This is a genomic window from Pseudomonas sp. LLC-1 (genome assembly GCF_002992185.1).
Classification (GTDB): domain Bacteria; phylum Pseudomonadota; class Gammaproteobacteria; order Pseudomonadales; family Pseudomonadaceae; genus Aquipseudomonas; species Aquipseudomonas monteilii.
Genome location: NZ_LUVY01000019.1, coordinates 33,315 through 54,198 on the forward strand (window position 1 = coordinate 33,315; position 20,884 = coordinate 54,198).

Below are 20,884 nucleotides of genomic sequence, written 5' to 3' on the forward strand. Positions count from 1 at the left end.
GGGGTTCCTGTGGGAGCGGGCAAGCCCGCGAAGAGGCCGGCAAGGCCAATGCATGAACCGCAGGCAAAAAAAACGGCACCTGCCAGAGGTGCCGTTTTCAGTTCACGCCGTTTTACTTGTGCAGCTCTTCCGCTGAATACAGCGTGTTTTCCAGCAGGCAGGCACGGGTCATCGGCCCGACGCCACCCGGCACCGGCGTGATCCAGCCGGCACGTGGCAGGGCGGTCTCGTAGACCACGTCGCCGACCAGCTTGCCGTCTTCCTGGCGGTTGATGCCCACGTCGATGACGATAGCGCCTTCCTTGACCCACTCACCCTTGACCAGGCCCGGCTTGCCGGCAGCCACGACCACCAGGTCGGCGCGCCCGACATGGCCAGCCAGGTCCTTGGTGAAGCGGTGGCAGACGGTGACGGTGCAGCCGGCCAGCAGCAGTTCCATGGCCATCGGGCGACCCACGATGTTGGACGCGCCGACGATCACTGCGTTCATGCCGTACAGGTCCTGACCGGTGCTTTCCAGCAGGGTCATGATGCCTTTCGGCGTGCACGGGCGCAGCAGCGGGATGCGCTGGGCCAGGCGGCCGATGTTATACGGGTGGAAGCCGTCCACATCCTTGTCCGGGCGAATACGCTCGAGCAGCAGCGAGGCGTCCAGGTGCGCCGGCAGCGGCAACTGCAGCAGGATGCCGTCGACAGCCGGGTCGTCATTGAGGCGGTCGATCAGCTCGGTCAGGGCCTGCTGCGAGGTTTCGCTGGGCAGGTCGAACGCCTGCGAAATGAAGCCGACCTCTTCGCAGTCCTTGCGCTTGTGCGAGACATAGACTTGGGAGGCGGGGTCGGTGCCGACCAGGATCACTGCCAGGCCCGGCGTACGCAGGCCTTGCTGGCGACGCTCCACGACACGTTGAGCGATCTGCTTGCGCAGGTTGGCGGCGATCGCCTTGCCATCGATTAGGTGTGCAGTCATAGACGCGTGATTAACCATCGAGAAGGAAACAATAAAGAGCGCGCATTCTCGCACGACACGGCCCACGGGCAAAGGCGGGTGGTCGGGCAAATCCCCTAACCCCTTAAATAATTTAAATTTTTTTTAAAAAGGTGTTGACGAGTTACAGGGTCGACTATAAGATTCGCCGCACTTGTCGGGCACAGCCTAGCACTGGTTGGCTAAGTCGGGCAGAATGAGTGGTTTAGCAGTTATCTGTTAAAGTCTCGTTCGGTTAGGCTTCAAGCTTAAGCGCCCGTAGCTCAGCTGGATAGAGCATCCGCCTTCTAAGCGGATGGTCGCAGGTTCGAGTCCTGCCGGGTGCGCCATTAGGCAGCTTTGGCACGCAAGTAGGCGGTAATGCAATATGGTGGGCGTAGCTCAGTTGGTAGAGCGCTGGATTGTGATTCCAGTTGTCGTGGGTTCGATTCCCATCGTCCACCCCATATTCTTCAAGGGCGCCTCGATAGCATCTGGCGCCTTTGTTTTAAGCGTTACGCGGACGTGGTGAAATTGGTAGACACACTGGATTTAGGTTCCAGCGGCGCAAGCTGTAAGAGTTCGAGTCTCTTCGTCCGCACCATGCTTCTGTAAGGTTGTACCGCAACATCGCAAGACTGCAATATGGTGGGCGTAGCTCAGTTGGTAGAGCGCTGGATTGTGATTCCAGTTGTCGTGGGTTCGATTCCCATCGTCCACCCCATATTCTTGAAAAGGCGCCTTGATCGTGAGATCGGGCGCCTTTTTGTTTTGGGTTTTGGCAAGCGTTTTTACTGCTCAGGCGAGGGTAGGGCTGTTCTCCGGTACCAGGCGAACCTCTACGCGCTGCCCCAGGGCTCGCGCTGCGCTGGCCAGGGTTGCCAGTGTCATGCCGGGGTCATTCTGGTCCAGGGCGCGGTCTACTGCGGTTCGGCTGGTGTGCATGCGCTCCGCCAGCGCCTTCTTGCTCATCTTTTGCGCTTTCATGGTTTCAGCGATTTGCCAGGCAATCACGCGCTTGAGGGCGGCTGCAGAAACCTCTTCGGCAAGCTGCTCGCCTGCCAGGAAATCGTCGAAGTCGGTGCCGATATGTGGATTCATTGCGGGTGCCTCTCTATGGCGGCTTTGCGCTGTCTGGCAGTGGCCAGGTCTGGCGCGGCTTGTTCCTGTTTATGGGAGTGTACCAAAAAAGGTGCTCCACTCAAGCCGAGGGTGCGTGCTCGTGCCATGGGGCATTTCTTGCGATGTTGTAAGGCTATTCGCCGGGCGGTAAATCAATACGGCCTGTCCCCTTGCAATCCGCTGGTGACACCCCAATAAAAGCTGTTAGATTTCAGCCGGTTGAAACACCGGCCTGTTTGACAGGCAGAGGAATAGCCCGATGATTGCAAAAGAAGCCCGTCAGGCCCTGGCGCTGCAGCGCTTTGCCGAAGCCAACCCGCAGCTGCTCGAAGAGATCCGCGAGCTGGATGCGCGCGAACAGGCCCAGCAGATCGAGTGGGCGTTCGAAGATGCCGCCGGCGAGCAGGGCATTCAGCCCTGGGAGCTGGCGCTGCAACTGATCGCCGAAACCCCGGAGCAGCTGCAGGCCATGCGCCTGGAAACGCACCGTGAGGTGGCCGAGGCGCTGGGGATGGAATGGGAAGAGTACTGCCAGTTCAACGAAATCGACCCTGAATAAAGGAAGCGAAATCGTTGTTGGCAGTTGTTTGACAAGGTATTTCGGCTGTAGGGCGCCCCGGGTGTCGTGCGGCCCGTATTGAAACAGGCCTGGCGGTGCGCCGTGCGGGCCTTGAAAGTTAATCGACCGGCGTGGTTTCCCGTCGTCCCGAGTGGGGTGACTTCTGCTGCGCGACTCACTAGAATGCTTGCCCTTGATTCTGGAGTCGGGCTAACGCCGGCTAACGTCTGTGCAACGAGGAATATCCATGCAAGTTTCTGTTGAAAACACTTCCGCTCTCGAGCGCCGCATGACCATCGCCGTTCCGGCCGAGCGCGTCGAGAACGAAGTCAACAAGCGTCTGCAACAGACTGCCAAGCGCGCCAAGGTTGCCGGCTTCCGCCCAGGCAAGGTGCCAATGAGCGTGATCCGTCAGCGCTTCGAGGCCGATGCCCGTCAAGAGGCTTTCGGTGACCTGGTCCAGGCTTCCTTCTACGAAGCCATCGTCGAGCAGAAGCTGAACCCGGCTGGCGCTCCGGCTGTAGAGCCAAAGTCCTTCGAAAAGGGCAAGGACCTGGAATTCGTCGCCATCTTCGAAGTGTTCCCTGAGTTCACCGTTGCCGGCCTGGAGTCGATCAACGTCGAGCGCCTGAGCGCCGAAGTGGCTGACGCCGACCTGGACAACATGCTGGAAGTGCTGCGCAAGCAGAACACCCGCTTTGAAGCCGTTGAGCGCGCTGCGCAGAACGACGACCAGGTCAACATCGACTTCGTTGGCAAGGTTGACGGTGAAGTATTCGCCGGTGGTTCGGCCAAGGGCACCCAGCTGGTACTGGGCTCCGGCCGCATGATCCCGGGCTTCGAAGACGGCCTGGTTGGCGCCAAGGCTGGCGAAGAGCGCGTTGTCAACGTGACCTTCCCAGAGGACTACCAGAACCTGGACCTGGCTGGCAAAGCCGCTGAGTTCACCATCACCGTCAACAGCGTTGCCGCCCCTGTGCTGCCAGAGCTGAACGAAGAATTCTTCGCCCAGTTCGGCATCAAGGAATCGACCCTGGAAGGCTTCCGCGCCGAAGTTCGCAAGAACATGGAGCGTGAACTGCGTCAGGCGATCAAGACCAAGGTCAAGAACCAGGTCATGGACGGTCTGCTGGCCGCCAACCCGATCGAAGTGCCAAAAGCCCTGCTGGAAAACGAAGTCAACCGTCTGCGCGTGCAGGCTGTTCAGCAGTTCGGTGGCAACATCAAGCCAGAGCAACTGCCAGCCGAGCTGTTCGAAGAGCAAGCCAAGCGCCGCGTTGTGCTGGGCCTGATCGTTGCTGAAGTGGTCAAGCAGTTCGAACTGAAGCCGGACGACGCCAAGGTTCGCGAAATGATCGAAGAAATGGCTTCGGCTTACCAAGAGCCTGAGCAGGTCATCGCCTGGTACTACAAGAACGACCAGCAACTGAACGAAGTGCGTTCGGTTGTGCTGGAAGAACAAGTTGTAGATACTGTTCTGCAGAAAGCGACTGTGACCGACAAGTCGGTCTCGTACGAAGATGCCGTTAAACCAGCACAGGCTCCTGCCGAAGCTGAGTAATACGGTTCTCTCGTAGGAAACCCCCACAAGCCAGCCTTCGAGCTGGCTTGTGCGTATTCAAGCCATGACTATTTGGGAGTGAGCGCAGGACATGTCCCGCAATTCTTATATTCAGCAGAGCTCTGACATCCAGGCCGCAGGCGGCCTGGTCCCGATGGTTATCGAGCAGTCCGCCCGTGGCGAACGCGCTTACGACATCTACTCGCGCCTGTTGAAGGAGCGTGTAATTTTCCTGGTCGGCCCGGTAGAGGACTACATGGCCAACCTCGTCGTTGCGCAACTGCTGTTCCTTGAAGCGGAAAACCCGGACAAGGATATCCATCTGTACATCAACTCGCCGGGTGGCTCCGTCACCGCCGGCATGTCGATTTACGACACCATGCAGTTCATCAAGCCGGACGTTTCGACCATCTGCATCGGCCAGGCCTGCAGCATGGGCGCCTTCCTGCTGGCTGCCGGTGCCAAAGGCAAGCGTCACTGCCTGCCGAACTCGCGCGTGATGATTCACCAGCCGTTGGGCGGGTTCCAGGGGCAGGCGACCGATATCGAGATCCATGCCCAGGAAATCCTCAATATCAAGGCCCGTCTGAACGAGCTGCTGGCCTACCACACCGGCCAGGAGCTCGAGACCATCAAGCGCGACACCGAGCGTGACAACTTCATGAGCGCCTCGCGCGCGGCCGAGTACGGCCTGATCGACTCGGTCTACGACAAGCGGCAACTGGCCTCCTGAACCGGGGTGCCAGAGCAGGTAGGTGCGCAAAGCGCCTACCTGCGGACTTGAAAAAGCCCGCAATTGCCTTCATCTTGTGTTGCAAGCCTACCGGATTGGATCGATCGAATGACTGACACCCGTAACGGCGAGGACAGCGGCAAATTGCTTTATTGCTCCTTCTGCGGCAAAAGCCAGCACGAAGTGCGCAAACTGATTGCCGGGCCCTCGGTATTTATCTGCGACGAGTGCGTCGACCTGTGCAATGACATCATCCGTGAGGAGGTGCAGGAAGCCCAGGCCGAGAGCAGCGCGCACAAATTGCCTTCGCCGAAAGAAATCAGCGGCATCCTGGACCAGTACGTCATTGGTCAGGAGCGCGCGAAGAAGGTGCTGGCCGTAGCGGTGTACAACCACTACAAGCGCCTGAACCAGCGTGACAAGAAGGGTGACGAAGTCGAACTGGGCAAGAGCAATATCCTGCTCATCGGGCCGACCGGCTCGGGCAAGACCCTGCTCGCCGAAACCCTGGCACGCCTGTTGAACGTACCGTTCACCATTGCCGACGCCACCACCCTGACCGAAGCCGGTTATGTGGGTGAGGACGTCGAGAACATCATCCAGAAGCTGTTGCAGAAGTGCGACTACGACGTGGAAAAGGCCCAGATGGGCATTGTCTACATCGACGAGATCGACAAGATCTCGCGCAAGTCGGACAACCCGTCCATCACCCGTGACGTTTCGGGCGAGGGCGTGCAGCAGGCGTTGTTGAAACTGATCGAAGGCACCGTGGCTTCGGTTCCGCCGCAAGGTGGCCGTAAACACCCGCAACAGGAATTCCTGCAGGTTGATACCCGCAACATCCTGTTCATCTGTGGTGGTGCGTTCTCGGGCCTGGAAAAGGTTATCCAGAACCGCTCCACCAAAGGTGGTATCGGTTTTGGCGCCGAAGTGCGCAGCAAGGAAGAGGGCAAGAAGGTTGGCGAGTCCCTGCGTGAGGTCGAGCCGGACGATCTGGTCAAGTTTGGCCTGATTCCGGAATTCGTCGGCCGTCTGCCGGTGCTGGCGACCCTCGACGAGCTGGACGAGGCTGCGCTGATGCAGATTCTTACCGAGCCGAAGAATGCCCTGACCAAGCAGTACGCCAAGCTGTTCGAGATGGAAAGCGTCGACCTCGAGTTCCGCAGTGATGCACTCAAGGCCGTTGCCCGCAAGGCCCTGGAGCGCAAGACTGGCGCCCGTGGCCTGCGTTCGATCCTCGAAGGCGTGCTGCTCGACACCATGTACGAGATCCCTTCGAAAAAGGATGTCAGCAAGGTGGTGATCGATGAGAGCGTCATCGAGGGTACCTCGCAGCCGCTGATGATCTACGAAAACAGCGAGCCGCAAGCCAAGGCCGCGCCAGACGCCTGATTCAGGCAAAGGCCGGTTCACGGTTGCAAGCAAGGAGGGGGCCTACGGGCCCCTTTCTGCTTTTCCTGCGCTAGCGCTTGTAATTTCCCAAGCGTGCCCCCACATTAGGTCCAAGCATCATTTCCACCGGTTTCCGGCCATAAGGCCGCTGTAGAGGCGAAATCATGAAGACCACCCTCGACTTGCCTCTTTTGCCATTGCGCGATGTCGTTGTTTACCCGCACATGGTTATCCCGCTGTTCGTGGGGCGCGAAAAATCCATCGAGGCCCTTGAGGCCGCGATGACGGGCGAAAAGCAGATCCTGCTGCTGGCCCAGAAAAACCCGGCCGACGACGACCCGGGCGAGGACGCCCTGTACCGCGTCGGTACCGTTGCCACCGTGCTGCAACTGCTGAAGCTGCCTGATGGCACCGTCAAGGTGCTGGTCGAAGGCGAGCAGCGTGGCGCTGTCGAGCGTTTCACCGAAGTAGAAGGGCACATCCGTGCCGAAGTCTCCCTGATCGACGAAAGCGACGCCGCCGAGCGCGAGTCGGAAGTGTTCGTGCGCACGTTGCTGTCGCAGTTCGAGCAGTATGTACAACTGGGCAAGAAGGTCCCTGCCGAAGTGCTGTCTTCGCTGAACAGCATCGAAGAGCCAGGGCGCCTGGTCGACACCATGGCCGCCCACATGGCCCTGAAGATCGAACAGAAGCAGGAAATTCTCGAAATCGTCGACCTGCCAACCCGTGTCGAGCACGTGCTGGCGCTGCTGGATGCCGAAATCGACCTGCTGCAGGTCGAAAAGCGCATTCGCGGCCGGGTCAAGAAGCAGATGGAGCGCAGCCAGCGCGAGTACTACCTGAATGAGCAGATGAAGGCCATTCAGAAAGAACTCGGCGATGGCGATGAAGGCCACAACGAAGTCGAAGAGCTGAAAAAGCGCATCGAAGCCGCTGGCCTGCCCAAGGATGCCCTCACCAAGGCCCAGGCCGAGCTGAACAAGCTCAAGCAGATGTCGCCGATGTCGGCCGAGGCCACCGTGGTGCGCTCGTACCTCGACTGGCTCGTGCAGGTACCGTGGAAGGCCCAGAGCAAAGTGCGCCTGGACCTGGCCAAGGCCGAGGAAATTCTCGATGCCGACCACTATGGCCTGGAAGAGGTCAAGGAACGCATCCTCGAATACCTTGCCGTGCAAAAGCGCGTCAAGAAAATCCGTGGCCCGGTGCTGTGCCTGGTCGGCCCTCCCGGCGTCGGCAAGACCTCGCTGGCCGAGTCGATCGCGGCCGCTACCAACCGCAAGTTCGTGCGCATGGCCTTGGGTGGCGTGCGTGACGAAGCCGAAATTCGTGGTCACCGCCGCACCTACATTGGCTCCATGCCAGGCCGTCTCATCCAGAAGATGACCAAAGTGGGCGTGCGCAACCCGCTGTTCCTGCTCGATGAAATCGACAAAATGGGCAGCGACATGCGTGGCGACCCGGCCTCGGCGCTGCTGGAAGTGCTCGACCCGGAGCAGAACCACAACTTCAACGACCACTACCTGGAGGTTGACTACGACCTCTCGGACGTGATGTTCCTGTGCACCTCGAACTCGATGAACATCCCGCCGGCGCTGCTCGACCGTATGGAAGTCATCCGCCTGCCGGGCTACACCGAGGACGAGAAGATCAACATCGCGGTCAAGTACCTGGTGCCCAAGCAGGTCAAGGCTAACGGCTTGAAGAAAGAAGAGCTGGAAGTCGACGTTTCGGCGATCCGCGACATCATCCGCTACTACACCCGCGAAGCCGGTGTGCGGGGCCTGGAGCGGCAAATCGCCAAGGTCTGCCGCAAGGTGGTCAAGGAACATACCGGGCAGAAGCAGGTCAAGGTCAAGGTGGCCAGCGAGCAGCTGGAACACCTGCTGGGCGTGCGCAAGTTCCGCTACGGCCTGGCCGAGCAGCAGGACCAGATCGGCCAGGTCACCGGCCTGGCATGGACCCAGGTGGGCGGCGAACTGCTGACCATCGAAGCCGTGGTCATCCCCGGCAAGGGCCAGCTGATCAAGACCGGCTCGTTGGGCGATGTGATGGTCGAGTCGATCACTGCCGCACAGACCGTGGTGCGTAGCCGCGCCCGCAGCCTGGGTATTGCCGCCGACTTCCACGAGAAGCATGACGTGCATATCCACATGCCGGAAGGCGCTACGCCGAAGGATGGGCCAAGTGCCGGTATCGGCATGTGCACCGCGCTGGTGTCGGCGCTGACGCAGATTCCGGTGCGCGCCGATGTGGCCATGACCGGCGAAATCACCCTGCGTGGCCAGGTGCTGGCCATTGGCGGGTTGAAGGAAAAACTGCTGGCGGCACACCGTGGCGGGATCAAGACGGTGATCATTCCCGAGGAGAATGTTCGCGATTTGAAGGAGATTCCTGAAAATATCAAACAGGATCTGCAGATCAAACCGGTCAAATGGATTGACGAAGTCCTGCAAATTGCGCTGCAATACGCCCCGGAGCCCTTGCCAGATGTGGCTCCGGAGATTGTCGCGAAAGATGAAAAGCGCGACGGCGATGCTAAGGAAAGAATCAGCACGCATTAGTAGTTTTTGGCTGGGGGGCTTTCCTTGACAGTTTTTTCGGGGCCTTGCTATAAAGCGGCACGCTATTGTCATCAGGCCACCCAGCGCACGTTTCATAAGCTTTTCATTACATACTTAGAAACAAACTCAATAGAGAAATAAGGGGACTTAGAGTGAACAAGTCGGAACTGATTGACGCTATCGCCGCATCTGCTGACATCCCGAAAGCTGTAGCCGGCCGTGCGCTGGACGCAGTCATCGAATCCGTCACCGGCGCCCTGAAGCAAGGTGACGATGTGGTACTGGTTGGCTTCGGTACCTTCTCGGTCAAGGAGCGCGCCGAGCGCACCGGCCGTAACCCGCAAACCGGCAAGGCGATCAAGATCGAAGCCGCCAAGGTTCCAGGTTTCAAGGCAGGCAAAGGCCTGAAAGACGCCGTCAACTAAGTCGTCTTTCAGCCGGACCCGGCCTGGCCTGGTCCGAGCACGGTGATGGCGGGGCGCAAACGTTCCCGCCTGACACGTTTGCTAAGCAAAGGCGCATCCTCGGATGCGCCTTTCTTTTATCAGGATTCTACCCACGCTCCGCGGTTGTCGACGCAGTGGTACAGCCGTTTCTGGGGGACGCATGCTGCAAAATATCAGGGACAATTCACAAGGTTGGATTGCCAAGACCATCATCGGCCTTATCGTCGTGTTGATGGCGTTGACCGGCTTTGAAGCCATTTTCCAGGCCGCCACCCATAGCCAGGACGCCGCCAAGGTGAACGGCCAGACCATCAGCCAGAATGAGCTGAGCCAGGCCGCCGACATGCAGCGCCGTCAGCTGATGCAACAGTTGGGCAAGGATTTCGACCCGGCGCTGCTGGATGACAAATTGCTGCGTGAAGAGGCCCTCAAGGGCCTGATCAGCCGCAAGCTGCTGCTGCAAGGCGCCGAAGATGCCAAGTTCGCCTTCTCCGAGGCCGCGCTGGATCAGGTGATCCTGCAGACGCCGGAATTCCAGGTGGACGGCAAGTTCAGCGCTGACCGTTTCGACCAGGTCATCCGCCAGATGGGCTACGGCCGCATGCAGTTCCGTGACATGCTTGCCGAAGAAATGCTCATCGGCCAGCTGCGCACCGGCCTGGCCGGCAGCAGCTTCGTCACCGACCAGCAGGTGGATGCTTTCGCCCGCCTGGAGAAGCAGACCCGCGACTTCGCTTCCCTGACCTTCAAGGCCGACCCGGCCTCGGTCAAGGTCAGCGACGAAGAGGTCAAGGCGCACTACGACCAGCACGCCAAGGAGTTCATGTCGCCTGACCAGGTGGTGATCGACTACATCGAGCTGAAGAAGTCGGCGTTCTTCGACCAGGTCAACGTGACTGACGAACAGCTCAAGGCTCAGTACGAGAAGGAAATCGCCAACCTCGCGGAACAGCGCCATGCCGCGCACATCCTCATCGAGGTCAACGACAAGGCCACCGACGCACAGGCCAAAGCCCGTGCCGAAGAGATCGAACAGCGCTTGGCCAAGGGTGAAGACTTTGCCGCGCTGGCCAAGGAGTTCTCTCAGGACCCAGGTTCGGCCAACAACGGTGGTGACCTTGGCTTCGCCGGCCCTGGTGTCTACGACCCGGCGTTCGAAGAGGCGCTGTACAAGCTGCAGGATGGTCAGGTATCGGCACCGGTGCGTACCGAGTTCGGCTACCACCTGATCAAGCTGCTGGGTGTGCAGGCTCCGGAAGTACCGAGCTTCGCCAGCCTGAAGGACAAGCTGACCCGCGACCTGAAGATTCCGCTGGTCGAGCAGCGTTACGTCGACGCCAGCAAGCAGTTGCAGGATGCGGCCTACGAGGCTTCCGACCTGGCTCAGCCGGCCCAGGACCTGAACCTCAAGGTGCACACCTCCGCAGCCTTCGGCCGCGAGGGTGGCGAAGGCATCACTGCCAACCGTTCGGTGGTACAGGCTGCGTTCTCCGAAGAAGTGCTGGACGAAGGTGCCAACAGCACCGCCATCGAGCTCGACCCGGAAACCACCGTGGTACTGCGCGTCAAGGAGCACCGCAAGCCAGAGCAACTGCCGCTGGAGGCCGTGGCCAAGAACATCAGCGAGCAGCTGGCCAAAGACAAGGCGACCGCCGAACTCAAGGCCAAGGCAGACAAGCTGATTGCCGGCCTGCGTGACGGCTCCATCGCAGCGGGCAGCGTGCATGAAGGGCAGGGCTGGAAGGCCTATGAGGCTGTGACCCGTGGCGAGGACGGTATTGACCCGGCCGAACTGCAGGCACTGTTCCGCCTCGGCAAGCCGCAAGCCAAGGACAAGCCGGTTTACGGCAGCGTAGTGCTGCGTGACGGTAGCCTGGTGGTGCTGCAGCTCAAGGGTGTTAACGAAGGCGCTACCGCCACCGACGAAGAGAAGCAGCAGATCCGCCGCTACCTCGCGTCGCGTGCTGGCCAGCAGGACTTTGCGGCTTATCGCAAACAGCTGGAAGCCAATGCAGACATCACCCGTTACTAAGGTGATCGCTGCATGAAGAAACAGGCCGCCTCGTGCGGCCTGTTTCATTTCTGTTCACTCAAAGGGACGCGCGGTCATTGTGGGAGCGGCCTTGTGTCGCGAAAGGGCTGCACAGCAGCCCCACATTTTCAGTTTCACCGCGGAGATTGATGGGGCCGCTTTGCGGCCCTTTCGCGACACAAGGCCGCTCCCACAACGAGCGCTTGCTCCTGCGTTAGCGCTTCACCCCTTCATAGTTATCCAGCGTATCGCGCGCAATCTCCCGCCCCAGGGCAATCAGCTCTGGCGCCTTGTAAAACTCGAAAAACCGGCACACCCGCTTGGGCACGTTGATCAGTACATCCGGTGGATAGCCGGCGATCTTGTACTGCGCCAGCGAGGTCTGCATCACTTCGAAGCTCTGGTTGATCAAATCCAGCAGCGAAGCCGGCCCCACGTTGTCAATGATGAACGAGCCGGTCGCCGACTTGGGCGCCCCCTCGCGCTCGGGTGCCGCTGCCGGTTGCTGGCCTTCCGGGTTGGCGGCATCTGCCAGCCACGGGTTCGGCGGCGCCAGCCCTTCGGCAACGATCTCCTGTTCGATGCGTATCAGCTCCTCTGCCGGCTTGCGCCGGAACGGCAAGCGAGAGCCCAATGAGCTCAGCAGGGAGTCAAAACGCATCTTGAACGCCGCCGGGCGCTCGATCACCGGCAATTGATACTGCTTCTGGTTGGTGGCGTTGAGGTTGACCGCGATGATCAGGTCGCAGTGGCTGGACACCACCGGCACGATCGGCAGCGGGTTGAGGATGCCGCCGTCTACCAGCATGCGATTGCCCTGCATCACTGGCGTAAACAGGCTGGGGATGGCCGCCGAGGCGCGCATGGCCTGGTGCAGGCAACCCTCCTGGAACCAGATTTCCTGCTGGTTGGTAAGGTCGGCGGCAACCGCCGTGTAGGGGATGCGCAGTTGTTCGATGTTGATCTCGCCGACGATCTTGCGGATCTGCCCGAACACCTTGTCGCCACGAATGGCGCCGAGGCGAAAGCTCACGTCCACCAGGCGCAGTACATCCAGGTAGTCGAGGCTCTCGATCCAGTTGCGGTAGTCTTCCAGCTTGCCGGCGGCGTAGATGCCGCCAATCACCGCCCCCATGGAGCAACCGGCGATGCAGGCGATGTCGTAGCCCCGGCGCTCGATTTCCTCAATCACGCCAATGTGCGCATATCCCCGGGCGCCGCCCGATCCCAATACCAGTGCCACGCGTTTACTCATGAACATTCCTCGGGCCGTGCAACCATGGTCCTACAATGCACCCTTGGCGGCCTGTGCTTCAATGTAGATCGCGCTGAGCTACTGTGATAATGCTGGCCACGCAAAGTTGGCTGGGCCGGGCACTTTTCAGTTGCCCGGGCGTCGAACAGCCACCGTTTTTTTACCATTGAGGTCATACCGATGAAAGCCTGGATCTGCCTTCCACTGATTGCCCTGGCCTTGGCAGGCTGCGCGGGCAAGACGGCCTACCGTGACAGCTGCGCCACCCAGCTGGATGCCGCCTGGAAGGAGCTGGACCTGGCCAAGGCCGAAGGCTTTGCCGGGGCCGTGAGCTACTCCAAAGCCTTGTCGCTGCTGACCGGCGCGAAGACCCAGCAGCAGTTCGAAGGCTACGAAAGCTGTACCCGCAAGGCTGAGAAGGCGCGGTTCTACATTCGTGAGTCGCGCGCCGGGCGCTGACCGAGGAGCGTCTTATGTCTGCCATGCTCGATCATGTAGTTGCCCAGATGCTGGCCGTGCAGGTACGCCTGCTGGCGTGTCGCGAGCGCCTGGCTGCCAATACCGACAGCGAGGCGCTGCATGACCTGCGTATCACCTTGCGCCGTCTGCGCAGCCTGCTCAGGCCTGTGCGCGGGTTGCCAGGCGTGGAACAGCTGGAGGAGGCCGCCAGCGCCTTGGGTACCCTGACCACGCCGCTGCGCGATCGTGAGGTGCTGGCAGCCGAACTGATCGGGCGCGGCCACGTCGCGGTCGGGCAGCGGCGCCTGGAAGGGCGGGACAGGACCTTCGCCAGTGTCGCTGCCAGCCCGCAGCTGGCGCGTGTGCTGGCGATTGTCGACGCGTTTCCGTTGTTTCTGCGGGCAGCCGGCCGCGAGGGGCTGACCCAGTCACTGGGCAAGCGCATCGACAAGCGCCTGGTCAAGCAGTGGCGTACATTGCACAAAGCCTTGCAGGATCCGGCTCACGACCGTCACCGCCTGCGCTTGCTGATCAAGCGTGCGCGCTATGGCGATGAAGCGTACCCGCAGCTCGACCACGCCGGGAAAAAGCTGCAGCGCTTGCTGAAAACGGCGCAGGGCGACCTGGGGGACTGGCATGACCGCCTGCAGTGGCTGCTGCAGGCGCGCGACCACGCAGACCTTGCCCCCTGCCAGGCCGACTGGGAGCAAGAGTTGCACGAAGCCGAGCGCCAGTCGGACGTGACGCTGGATGCCTTGTTGCAGGCACTGGCGCGGCGTTAGCCCGAACAATGACCGATATGCGGGCTGATCGCCCAGGGTTTGCTGGCTAGGATGGGCAGACCCTTTCTGCAGGCAGGAGCCGGCCCATGAATTTCAACCAACTGCTCGACGCTGTGCGAGCCAACCCGGAAGCCGTCAGCATCCCGCCTAGCTGGGCCCAGGGCCGCGCTGCCTTTGGCGGGCTGATGGCGGCCATGGTCTATGAGGCCATGCGCCTGAAGCTCACCGACAGCCGCCCGGTACGCTCGCTGGCCATCAGCTTTGTAGCGCCTGCGGCCGCGGACGTGCCAATTCGCTTCGAGGTGGAGGTGCTGCGCGAAGGCAAGGCTGTCAGCACCTTGCTGGGCCGCGCGGTCCAGGATGGCCAGGTGGTGACCTTGGTGCAAGGCAATTTCGGCGCGGGGCGGCCATCTGTGGTCGATGTACCGGCATTACCGGCCATGGAAATGAAAGCGCTTGAAGACGCCGCACCCGAACTGCCCTATATCAAGGGCGTCACACCCGAGTTCATGCGCCATGTCGCCTTGCGCTGGGCGGTGGGCGGGTTGCCGTTCAGTGGCAATCAGTCGCGCAAGATGGGCGGTTGGGTGCGGTTGCGGGATGTGGCAGAAGAACAGGTCAATGAAGCACACCTGCTGGCGCTGGTCGATGCCTGGCCGCCGAGCCTGATGCCGTTTCTCAAGCAACCGGCTGCTGGCAGTACGCTGACCTGGACCATCGAGTTCATCCAGCCTACGGCGAAATTGTCGACCTTGGACTGGTGCCGCTATTGCGTGGAAACCGAACATGCGCGGGACGGGTATGGGCATGCGGCGGCCGCCCTTTGGACGGCAGAGGGCGAGTTGCTGGCCCTGAGCCGACAGACCGTGACCGTATTTGCCTGATCACTCCTGGGAGCGCTGCGCGCTCCTTTCGCGACGCAAGGCCGCTCCCACAGGGACTGCGCGATTCCTGTGGGAGCGGCCTTGCGTCGCGATTGGGCTGCAAAGCAGCCCCTTGGCATCAATGCCGGTGTTTATGCCGCTCCCGCCAGGCCTTCCACCACGCCCCGCTCAGCACAAAGCGCGGAAAGGTGATGAACTGCTCGGTCAGCAATCGCTGCACGGCGTCCTGACGATTGGCGAACGGCTCAGGCTGCTCGGCTTCCAGCCGGTGCCCCTGGCGCTGCAAGCCAAGCCCCGCAATCAGGGCGATCACGCCGACAGCAATCTGCCCCAGGTCCAGGGCAAACAGGCCGGACAGAACCAACAGCGCGCCAAGGATGAACAGCGGCACGGCAATCAGGTGCAGCACCAGGTTAGCCGGGTGGCGGTGGTTATGGTGGTAGCCACGCCATTGCCAGGCGGGCAGGTTGGGCAGACGCTTGCTCATGGGCATTTCCTCACAGTCATGCCCAAAGCTTAGTGCGGCCCCCGGGCGGGGGCCAATCGAGGCTGGCTATGGTGACTATAGCTTGAGCTGGCCAATGGCCTTGCTGAGTTCGCCGGCCAGGGTCGCCAGTTCGCTGCTGGTGGTGGCCGAGCCCACCGTCTGCTGCACGGTCTGCTCGGTGACATCGCGGATGCTCACCACGGCGCGGTTCATTTCCTCGGCCACCTGGCTTTGTTGCTCGGCGGCCACGGCGATCTGGGTGTTGCTTTCGCGCATCTGCGCCACTGCGCCGGTAATCTCGGCCAGCGCTTCGCCGGCCTCCTGGGCTTGTCGCACGCAGTCGTCGGCTTTGTAAGAGCTTTCCTGCATGAACTCCACCGCATCGCGGGTGCCCGATTGCAGGGCCGAGACCATGGTGGTGATTTCGTCGGTAGAGGTTTGCACGCGCTTGGCCAGGTTGCGCACCTCATCGGCCACCACGGCAAAGCCGCGCCCCAGGTCGCCAGCACGGGCCGCTTCGATGGCAGCGTTGAGCGCCAGCAGGTTGGTTTGCTCGGCGATGCTGTGTATCACGCTGACCACGCCGTTGATCTTCTGGCTGTCGTCGGCCAGCTGGCGAATCATTTCGGCAGTTTGCTGCACGCCGCTGGAAAGCCCGGAAATCGAGTCCTGTACCCGGCTGACCACCTCTTTGCCGCTGCCGGCCAAGGTGTCGGCGGTTTGCGACAGGTCGCGGGTGGCACCGGCATGCTGGGCGATGTGGTGTACCGTCGCCGACATTTCGTTGATCGCGGTGGCGGCCTGGTCGGTTTCGCTTTGTTGGCCGAGCATGCCGTGGCGCACGTCGCTCATGCTGGCGGCCAGGCGTGCGGCGCCGGAGTCCAGTTGTGCCGCCGTGTGGGCAACAGTGCTGACGACCCGGTGGTAGGTGGCCTGCATGGCATTGAAGGCCCCGGCCATCTGGCCGACCTCGTCGCCGCAGGCCAGCGGCACGCGGGCAGCCAGGTCACCGGTTTTCTCCACATGCAGCATCACGTCTTTCAAGGTGTTGAGCTGGCTGAGCAGGAAGCGGATCAGCAACTGCGAAGCGCCAAGCATGGCCAGCATCAGGATCAGCACGCACACCGCGTAGTTACTGAAGCGGTCGAAGAACACCTGGCGCAGGCTTGGCGACTGGGCCACCACGGCCACGTGCTGGTCACCGTTGCGCAGCACCTGTGCGCCGCGCAGCGGGTTTTCTCCGAGGACCCAGGCGCCTGGCAGTTCGACCCAGCCTTGGGCGTTGCGCAGGGGGTCGAGCGCCTCACCGGCGAACGTCGGCGTTTGCCCCGCAGGCCAACTGATGACATTGGCAAGGCGGGGCAGTGCTTGCCCAGCCGGCCAGGCGGCTATCAGCTGGGCCTGTGCGGCCGCCTGGGCTTGTGCTGCCTCGGCGCGGGCGCGTTGCTCCAGGTGCACGGCGTAGAGCACCAGCAGCAAGGTCGTGACAAAGGCCACCGCGTTGACGGCCCAGAATTTGTACTTCAGGGAAACATTGCTAAGCCAGGCACCCATGGGCAGGTCTTCTCTGAGTTGAGCGGAAACAATATTGGCAAGGTGCCATCATTGTGCCTGTATCTACTCAGCAAGATGTTGATACATATCAACAGCCCGCACGCAGGGCTCAGGGAAGCTGGAAGAATGCCCGCGCCGTTGCGGTGGTGTGGGCAGCCGTATGCTCGGCTGATTCGCCCCGGTGTAAGGCGACTTCACGCAACACCTCTGGCAAAAACGCCGGCTCGTTGCGCCCGTTCTTCGGCTTGGGCCGCAGGCTGCGTGGCAGCAGGTAGGGGGCGTCGCTTTCCAGCATCAGCCGGCCTTCGGCAATGTTGCCTACCAGCGGGTGCAGGTGAGTGCCACGGCGTTCGTCGCAGATCCAGCCGGTAATGCCGATGTGCAGGTCCATGTCCAGGTAGGCAAACAGCGCCTCGCGTTCGCCGGTAAAGCAGTGCACCACCGCGCCGGTCAGGTGGTCGCGGTAATCCTTCAGGATTGCCAGCAAACGCTCGCTGGCATCGCGCTCATGCAGGAACACCGGCAGGCGCAGTTCCGCAGCCAGGGCGAGCTGGGCTTCCAGGGCTTTTTCCTGCAGCGGGCGAGGGGAGAAGTCGCGGTTGAAATCCAGGCCGCATTCTCCCACTGCACGCACGCGCGGCTCATTCAGCAGTTGGCGCAACTGGCGCTCGCTACCGGCATCCCAGGCCTTGGCATCGTGAGGGTGTACGCCTGCCGTGGCGAACAGGTGCGCGCCGCTGTTATCCAGCTGCTGGCACAGCTCCAGTGCCTGCTCGCTGACCGCCAGGCTGGTGCCTGTCAGCACCATTTGCGTTACACCGGCTTCAAGCGCGCGCTCGACAATGGCTGCCTGCTGGTCGTGGAAACTGCTGTTGGTCAGGTTGACGCCGATATCGATCAGTTGCATGGTGCTATCTCGTGCCGCGGGGCGGCCAGCATAGCAAAAACCGCGTTTTTCTGAAAAAACCAAGAACTTCATGCTGTTGCCGTGGTCTTTTACCGTCATTTCTCACTTGGCGGTGCAACCCATGGATGCCGCCCACCGACCACGGACACGTTTTCGCATGCTGCGATGCTGGCTCACCTTCCTGTTCACGCTCGGGCTGACGATTGGGCTGACCCTGCCCGGTGCCGCCCATGCGCGCGCGCCGGGGCCGCAGCAGAATATCCCGCCTGCCAAGGTGCGCGACCTGCAACAGATCCGCTCCAGCCAGGTGCTGCGGGTGTTGGTCAATCAAAGCCGCAACAGCTCCGGTGAGGTCAAAGGCGAGCCGGTCGGCATCGAATACTACCGCCTGCGCGCCCTGGAGCATTACCTCAATGCCCGTGCCGCCGATGGCCAGGAGATTCAACTCAAGCTCATCCCACGCGCCAAGGAGCAACTGCTAGGCGCACTGGCTCGCGGCGAGGGTGACCTGGCAGCGCCGGGCGAGCTGCTTGACCCCAGCACGGTGCGCGGTGTCAGCAGCAGTGCGCCAATTCTCGACCAGGTGCCGCTGATGCTGGTGGGGCGCAAGGGCGAGCGAAGCTTCAGCAAGGTCGAACAGCTTTCCGGGCGTACCGTGGCCTTGACCAGTGCCAGTGCCGCCGGGCCGCTGATCCAGCAGGTCAACCAGCAACTGGCCCTGCGCAAACGGCCGCCGATCAAGGTGGAGTGGGTCGACTCAACGCTGGCGGTAGAGGATGTGCTGGAGATGGTGCAGGCGGGCATCTACCACCTGACAGTGGTCGAGCAACCCATTGCCCGGCGCTGGGCGCGGGTGATGCCACGCCTGCGCCTGGACACCCGGGTGCACCTCGGGGCGCCGCAGGCCATGCGTTGGTATGTAGGGCACGATGCACCGCAATTGCTGGCCACGGTCGATCGTTTCCTGCAGGGCTACCGCGCACCGGACAACCAGGATGCCGCCTTCGAGCGCATCTACCGCCGCCAGTACCGGGTGCACAACCCGTTGGCCAGCAAGGACCGTCAGCGGCTGGCCTCGGTGCGTGCAGTGCTGCAGAAGCATGGCCAGGCGCAGCAGATCGATTGGCTCAACCTGGCCGCGCTGGCCTTCAAGGAGTCCACCCTCAACCCGGCCGCGCGTGGCACTGGCGGTGCCCACGGCTTGATGCAGATAACGCCTTCGGCGGCCCAGCGGGTAGGGGTGAGCAACACCGCCACGGTAGATGGCAATGTACAAGCCAGTGCCCGTTACCTGGCGCTGATCCGTCGCAAGTTCTTTGCCAGCCCCAAGATCAACGAGCGTGAACGCATGGCCTTTGTGCTGGCGGCCTACAACCTCGGCCCCGAGCGGGTCCAGGCCATGCGTGCGGAGGCCCGGCGGCGTGGCCTCAATGGCAACCAGTGGTTCTTCCAGACCGAGCGCATCGCCATGGAGCAGGTCGGCATGGGGCCGGTCAACTTCGTCAATAGCGTCAACAAGTACTTCCTGGCGTTCAACCGCGAGCGTGCGGTGCTGGAGCGCGTAGCGAAGCGTTGATAAATCGATTTTATCGATTGTTATGTTGGGTTTTTTGCGATTTTCATATCTATTGAATTGATTATGATAGCGCCCATTCCAACACAACTTCTCCGCTTCAAGGACGCTTCGACATGAACAACACGACCCTCAACGCCCTGTTCTCCACCCGCGCCGGCGCTGGCCTCAGCGTTATCCGCATCCTGGTTGGCATCATCTTCATGGCGCATGGCGCGCAAAAACTGTTCGGCCTGTTTGGCGGTTATGGCCTGGAAGGTACCGGCCAGTGGATGGAAAGCATCGGCCTGGCGCCGGGTTACCTGATGGCCTTGCTGTCCGGCAGTGCCGAATTCTTCGGTGGCCTGGCCCTGGTGATCGGCCTGCTGGCCCGCCCGGCGGCTCTGGCGCTGACCGTGACCCTGGTGGTGGCGATCTTCTCGGTGCATATCGGCAACGGCCTGTTCATGTCCAATAACGGCTATGAGTTCGCCCTGGCCCTGCTGGCGGGCACTGTCGCCGTCATGATCGAAGGCGCTGGCCGCTTCTCGCTGGACCGCCTGATCGCCCGGTAACCCGCTGCAAGCTTTGAGCTACAAGCCGCAAGCAAGAGCGGGCCAATACTCGGCCTGCTTTTGCTTGCGGCTTGTAGCTTGCAACTTGTGGCTCATCGCTCTAGCATACCGCCTGCGCCGATTTAAACAGCTACTTGCGGGGCGCAGGAAAGCCCCCATCCGGGTTATCCGAAATACCGCTAAAGCGCTGGTTCGGTGACGCCTCCCACCGCTGCCCAGCGGGATTCGCGAGGCGGAGAGAAGCTCCATGAGTTGCCCACGTACCAGTGTCTGTTTAAGCCCATTGCCTGCCAACCAGGCGTCCCGCACACCGCGCATTCTGCTCGGCGGCCAGCATCAGCCCACCCTTTTGCGTCACCTCGAAGGCCTGTCCCGGCGCAAGGGCCAGGCACGCGCGTTTCTGATTCAGTTTGCCGAAACCGGCTGCCACCTGGCGCAGTACGGCAATGACCGTTTTGACCTGGCCGTCATCCAGGCTCCGGCGCAGGATGAGGCCGCAGACGTTATTGGCCACCTCACCCGTATCGCGCGCCAAGGCCTGATTACCCGCCGTTAAGGAGTGCGCTGTTGAGCACCAACATCATTACCACGGAAGGCCACGAGGCGCTGAAGAAAGAGCTGGACCACCTGTGGCGGGTATATCGCCCGGAGATCACTCAGAAGGTTGCCTGGGCGGCATCCCTGGGGGATCGCAGCGAAAACGCCGACTACCAGTACAACAAGAAGCTGCTGCGCGAAATCGACCGCCGGGTGCGTTATCTGCGAAAGCGTCTTGAAGATGTGAAGGTGGTGGCTTATTCGCCGCAGCAGGAAGGCAAGGTATTTTTCGGCGCCTGGGTCGAGATCGAGAATGATGATGGTGAGGCCATGAAGTTTCGCATTGTCGGTTATGACGAAATCTACGGGCGCAACGACTACATCTCGATCGATTCGCCCATGGCCCGTGCCTTGTTGAAGAAGGAAGAGGGTGATGAGGTGGTGGTGCATACACCTACCGGTGAAGCGACCTGGTATGTGAGCAGCATCTCGTACGGACAATAGATTGATGTTGTTTGTGCC

At 61.4% G+C, this 20,884-nt stretch carries 20 protein-coding genes and 4 tRNA genes; 18 read left to right on the top strand and 6 right to left on the bottom strand.

Annotation, left to right across the window (positions count from 1 at the left end):
- Positions 1 to 112: 112 nt before the first annotated feature.
- A complete protein-coding gene (gene folD / locus A0O30_RS21285) occupies positions 113 to 967 on the bottom strand; it encodes a bifunctional methylenetetrahydrofolate dehydrogenase/methenyltetrahydrofolate cyclohydrolase FolD (RefSeq protein ID WP_105947905.1) in 855 nt (284 codons plus the stop codon).
- A gap of 270 nt (positions 968 to 1,237) precedes the next feature.
- Between folD and A0O30_RS21290 the strand changes: the two genes are divergently transcribed.
- The 4 genes from A0O30_RS21290 to A0O30_RS21305 all read left to right on the top strand — a co-directional run bounded on the left by A0O30_RS21290 (position 1,238) and on the right by A0O30_RS21305 (position 1,688).
- Positions 1,238 to 1,314 (top strand) — tRNA-Arg (locus tag A0O30_RS21290).
- A 41-nt stretch (positions 1,315 to 1,355) separates the two neighbouring features.
- Positions 1,356 to 1,431, top strand: a tRNA-His gene (locus tag A0O30_RS21295).
- A gap of 52 nt (positions 1,432 to 1,483) precedes the next feature.
- A tRNA-Leu gene (locus A0O30_RS21300) sits at positions 1,484 to 1,568 on the top strand.
- 44 nt (positions 1,569 to 1,612) lie between these two features.
- A tRNA-His gene (locus A0O30_RS21305) sits at positions 1,613 to 1,688 on the top strand.
- Positions 1,689 to 1,762: 74 nt separating this feature from the next.
- On the opposite strand, the gene A0O30_RS21310 is transcribed toward A0O30_RS21305, so the two are convergent.
- Positions 1,763 to 2,065, bottom strand: a complete 303-nt coding sequence (locus tag A0O30_RS21310; RefSeq protein WP_105947906.1) for an XRE family transcriptional regulator — start codon at positions 2,063 to 2,065, stop codon at positions 1,763 to 1,765.
- A 280-nt stretch (positions 2,066 to 2,345) separates the two neighbouring features.
- Between A0O30_RS21310 and A0O30_RS21315 the strand changes: the two genes are divergently transcribed.
- The 7 genes from A0O30_RS21315 (at position 2,346) to A0O30_RS21345 (ending at position 11,370) form a co-directional block, all read left to right on the top strand.
- Positions 2,346 to 2,645, top strand: a complete 300-nt coding sequence (locus tag A0O30_RS21315) for a DUF6388 family protein (RefSeq protein WP_105947907.1) — start codon at positions 2,346 to 2,348, stop codon at positions 2,643 to 2,645.
- Positions 2,646 to 2,892: 247 nt separating this feature from the next.
- The gene (tig, locus tag A0O30_RS21320) at positions 2,893 to 4,206 is read left to right on the top strand and encodes a trigger factor (protein ID WP_104835176.1); all 1,314 of its coding nucleotides are present in this window, start codon (positions 2,893 to 2,895) and stop codon (positions 4,204 to 4,206) included.
- A 91-nt stretch (positions 4,207 to 4,297) separates the two neighbouring features.
- Positions 4,298 to 4,939 carry an ATP-dependent Clp endopeptidase proteolytic subunit ClpP gene (gene clpP, locus A0O30_RS21325; protein ID WP_003250240.1) on the top strand — a complete coding sequence of 214 codons (642 nt, stop codon included), beginning with the start codon at positions 4,298 to 4,300 and terminating at the stop codon, positions 4,937 to 4,939.
- Between the two features lie 108 nt (positions 4,940 to 5,047).
- Positions 5,048 to 6,331: an ATP-dependent Clp protease ATP-binding subunit ClpX gene (clpX, locus tag A0O30_RS21330; RefSeq protein WP_003250242.1), complete on the top strand. Its 1,284-nt coding sequence runs from the start codon at positions 5,048 to 5,050 to the stop codon at positions 6,329 to 6,331.
- 164 nt (positions 6,332 to 6,495) lie between these two features.
- Complete coding sequence (gene lon / locus A0O30_RS21335; protein WP_105947908.1) at positions 6,496 to 8,892, top strand: endopeptidase La; 2,397 nt, start codon at positions 6,496 to 6,498, stop codon at positions 8,890 to 8,892.
- A 152-nt stretch (positions 8,893 to 9,044) separates the two neighbouring features.
- A complete protein-coding gene (gene hupB / locus A0O30_RS21340) occupies positions 9,045 to 9,317 on the top strand; it encodes a nucleoid-associated protein HU-beta (protein WP_003250246.1) in 273 nt (90 codons plus the stop codon).
- Positions 9,318 to 9,498: 181 nt separating this feature from the next.
- Complete coding sequence (locus A0O30_RS21345) at positions 9,499 to 11,370, top strand: SurA N-terminal domain-containing protein (RefSeq protein ID WP_105947909.1); 1,872 nt, start codon at positions 9,499 to 9,501, stop codon at positions 11,368 to 11,370.
- Positions 11,371 to 11,584: 214 nt separating this feature from the next.
- Here the strand turns inward: A0O30_RS21345 and A0O30_RS21350 are convergent, their stop codons facing one another.
- Positions 11,585 to 12,625, bottom strand: coding sequence for a patatin-like phospholipase family protein (locus A0O30_RS21350; protein ID WP_016714767.1), 1,041 nt, complete (start codon positions 12,623 to 12,625; stop codon positions 11,585 to 11,587).
- Between the two features lie 180 nt (positions 12,626 to 12,805).
- Between A0O30_RS21350 and A0O30_RS21355 the strand changes: the two genes are divergently transcribed.
- From A0O30_RS21355 to A0O30_RS21365, 3 genes are all read left to right on the top strand, one after another.
- Positions 12,806 to 13,084: a lipoprotein gene (locus tag A0O30_RS21355; RefSeq protein WP_003250254.1), complete on the top strand. Its 279-nt coding sequence runs from the start codon at positions 12,806 to 12,808 to the stop codon at positions 13,082 to 13,084.
- A gap of 14 nt (positions 13,085 to 13,098) precedes the next feature.
- A complete protein-coding gene (locus A0O30_RS21360) occupies positions 13,099 to 13,866 on the top strand; it encodes a CHAD domain-containing protein (RefSeq protein WP_105947910.1) in 768 nt (255 codons plus the stop codon).
- An 86-nt stretch (positions 13,867 to 13,952) separates the two neighbouring features.
- Positions 13,953 to 14,750 (top strand): acyl-CoA thioesterase II, encoded by a 798-nt coding sequence (locus A0O30_RS21365; RefSeq protein WP_105947911.1) that lies wholly within the window; start codon positions 13,953 to 13,955, stop codon positions 14,748 to 14,750.
- Positions 14,751 to 14,868: 118 nt separating this feature from the next.
- On the opposite strand, the gene A0O30_RS21370 is transcribed toward A0O30_RS21365, so the two are convergent.
- From A0O30_RS21370 to A0O30_RS21380, 3 genes are all read right to left on the bottom strand, one after another.
- On the bottom strand, positions 14,869 to 15,237 hold the full coding sequence (locus tag A0O30_RS21370; RefSeq protein WP_060498376.1) for an Mpo1-like protein: 369 nt from the start codon (positions 15,235 to 15,237) through the stop codon (positions 14,869 to 14,871).
- Positions 15,238 to 15,312: 75 nt separating this feature from the next.
- On the bottom strand, positions 15,313 to 16,791 hold the full coding sequence (locus A0O30_RS21375) for a methyl-accepting chemotaxis protein (protein ID WP_060498375.1): 1,479 nt from the start codon (positions 16,789 to 16,791) through the stop codon (positions 15,313 to 15,315).
- Between the two features lie 109 nt (positions 16,792 to 16,900).
- Entirely contained in the window at positions 16,901 to 17,698 is a 798-nt protein-coding gene (locus A0O30_RS21380) for a TatD family hydrolase (protein WP_105947912.1), read from the bottom strand.
- A gap of 157 nt (positions 17,699 to 17,855) precedes the next feature.
- On the opposite strand from A0O30_RS21380, the gene A0O30_RS21385 reads away from it, so the two are divergent.
- The 4 genes from A0O30_RS21385 to greB all read left to right on the top strand — a co-directional run bounded on the left by A0O30_RS21385 (position 17,856) and on the right by greB (position 20,866).
- On the top strand, positions 17,856 to 19,274 hold the full coding sequence (locus A0O30_RS21385) for a transglycosylase SLT domain-containing protein (RefSeq protein WP_105947913.1): 1,419 nt from the start codon (positions 17,856 to 17,858) through the stop codon (positions 19,272 to 19,274).
- A 113-nt stretch (positions 19,275 to 19,387) separates the two neighbouring features.
- Positions 19,388 to 19,825, top strand: a complete 438-nt coding sequence (locus tag A0O30_RS21390) for a DoxX family protein (RefSeq protein ID WP_019097176.1) — start codon at positions 19,388 to 19,390, stop codon at positions 19,823 to 19,825.
- A gap of 247 nt (positions 19,826 to 20,072) precedes the next feature.
- Positions 20,073 to 20,381 (top strand): hypothetical protein, encoded by a 309-nt coding sequence (locus A0O30_RS21395; protein ID WP_105947914.1) that lies wholly within the window; start codon positions 20,073 to 20,075, stop codon positions 20,379 to 20,381.
- A gap of 11 nt (positions 20,382 to 20,392) precedes the next feature.
- A complete protein-coding gene (gene greB / locus A0O30_RS21400; protein WP_060498371.1) occupies positions 20,393 to 20,866 on the top strand; it encodes a transcription elongation factor GreB in 474 nt (157 codons plus the stop codon).
- Positions 20,867 to 20,884 lie beyond the last annotated feature (18 nt).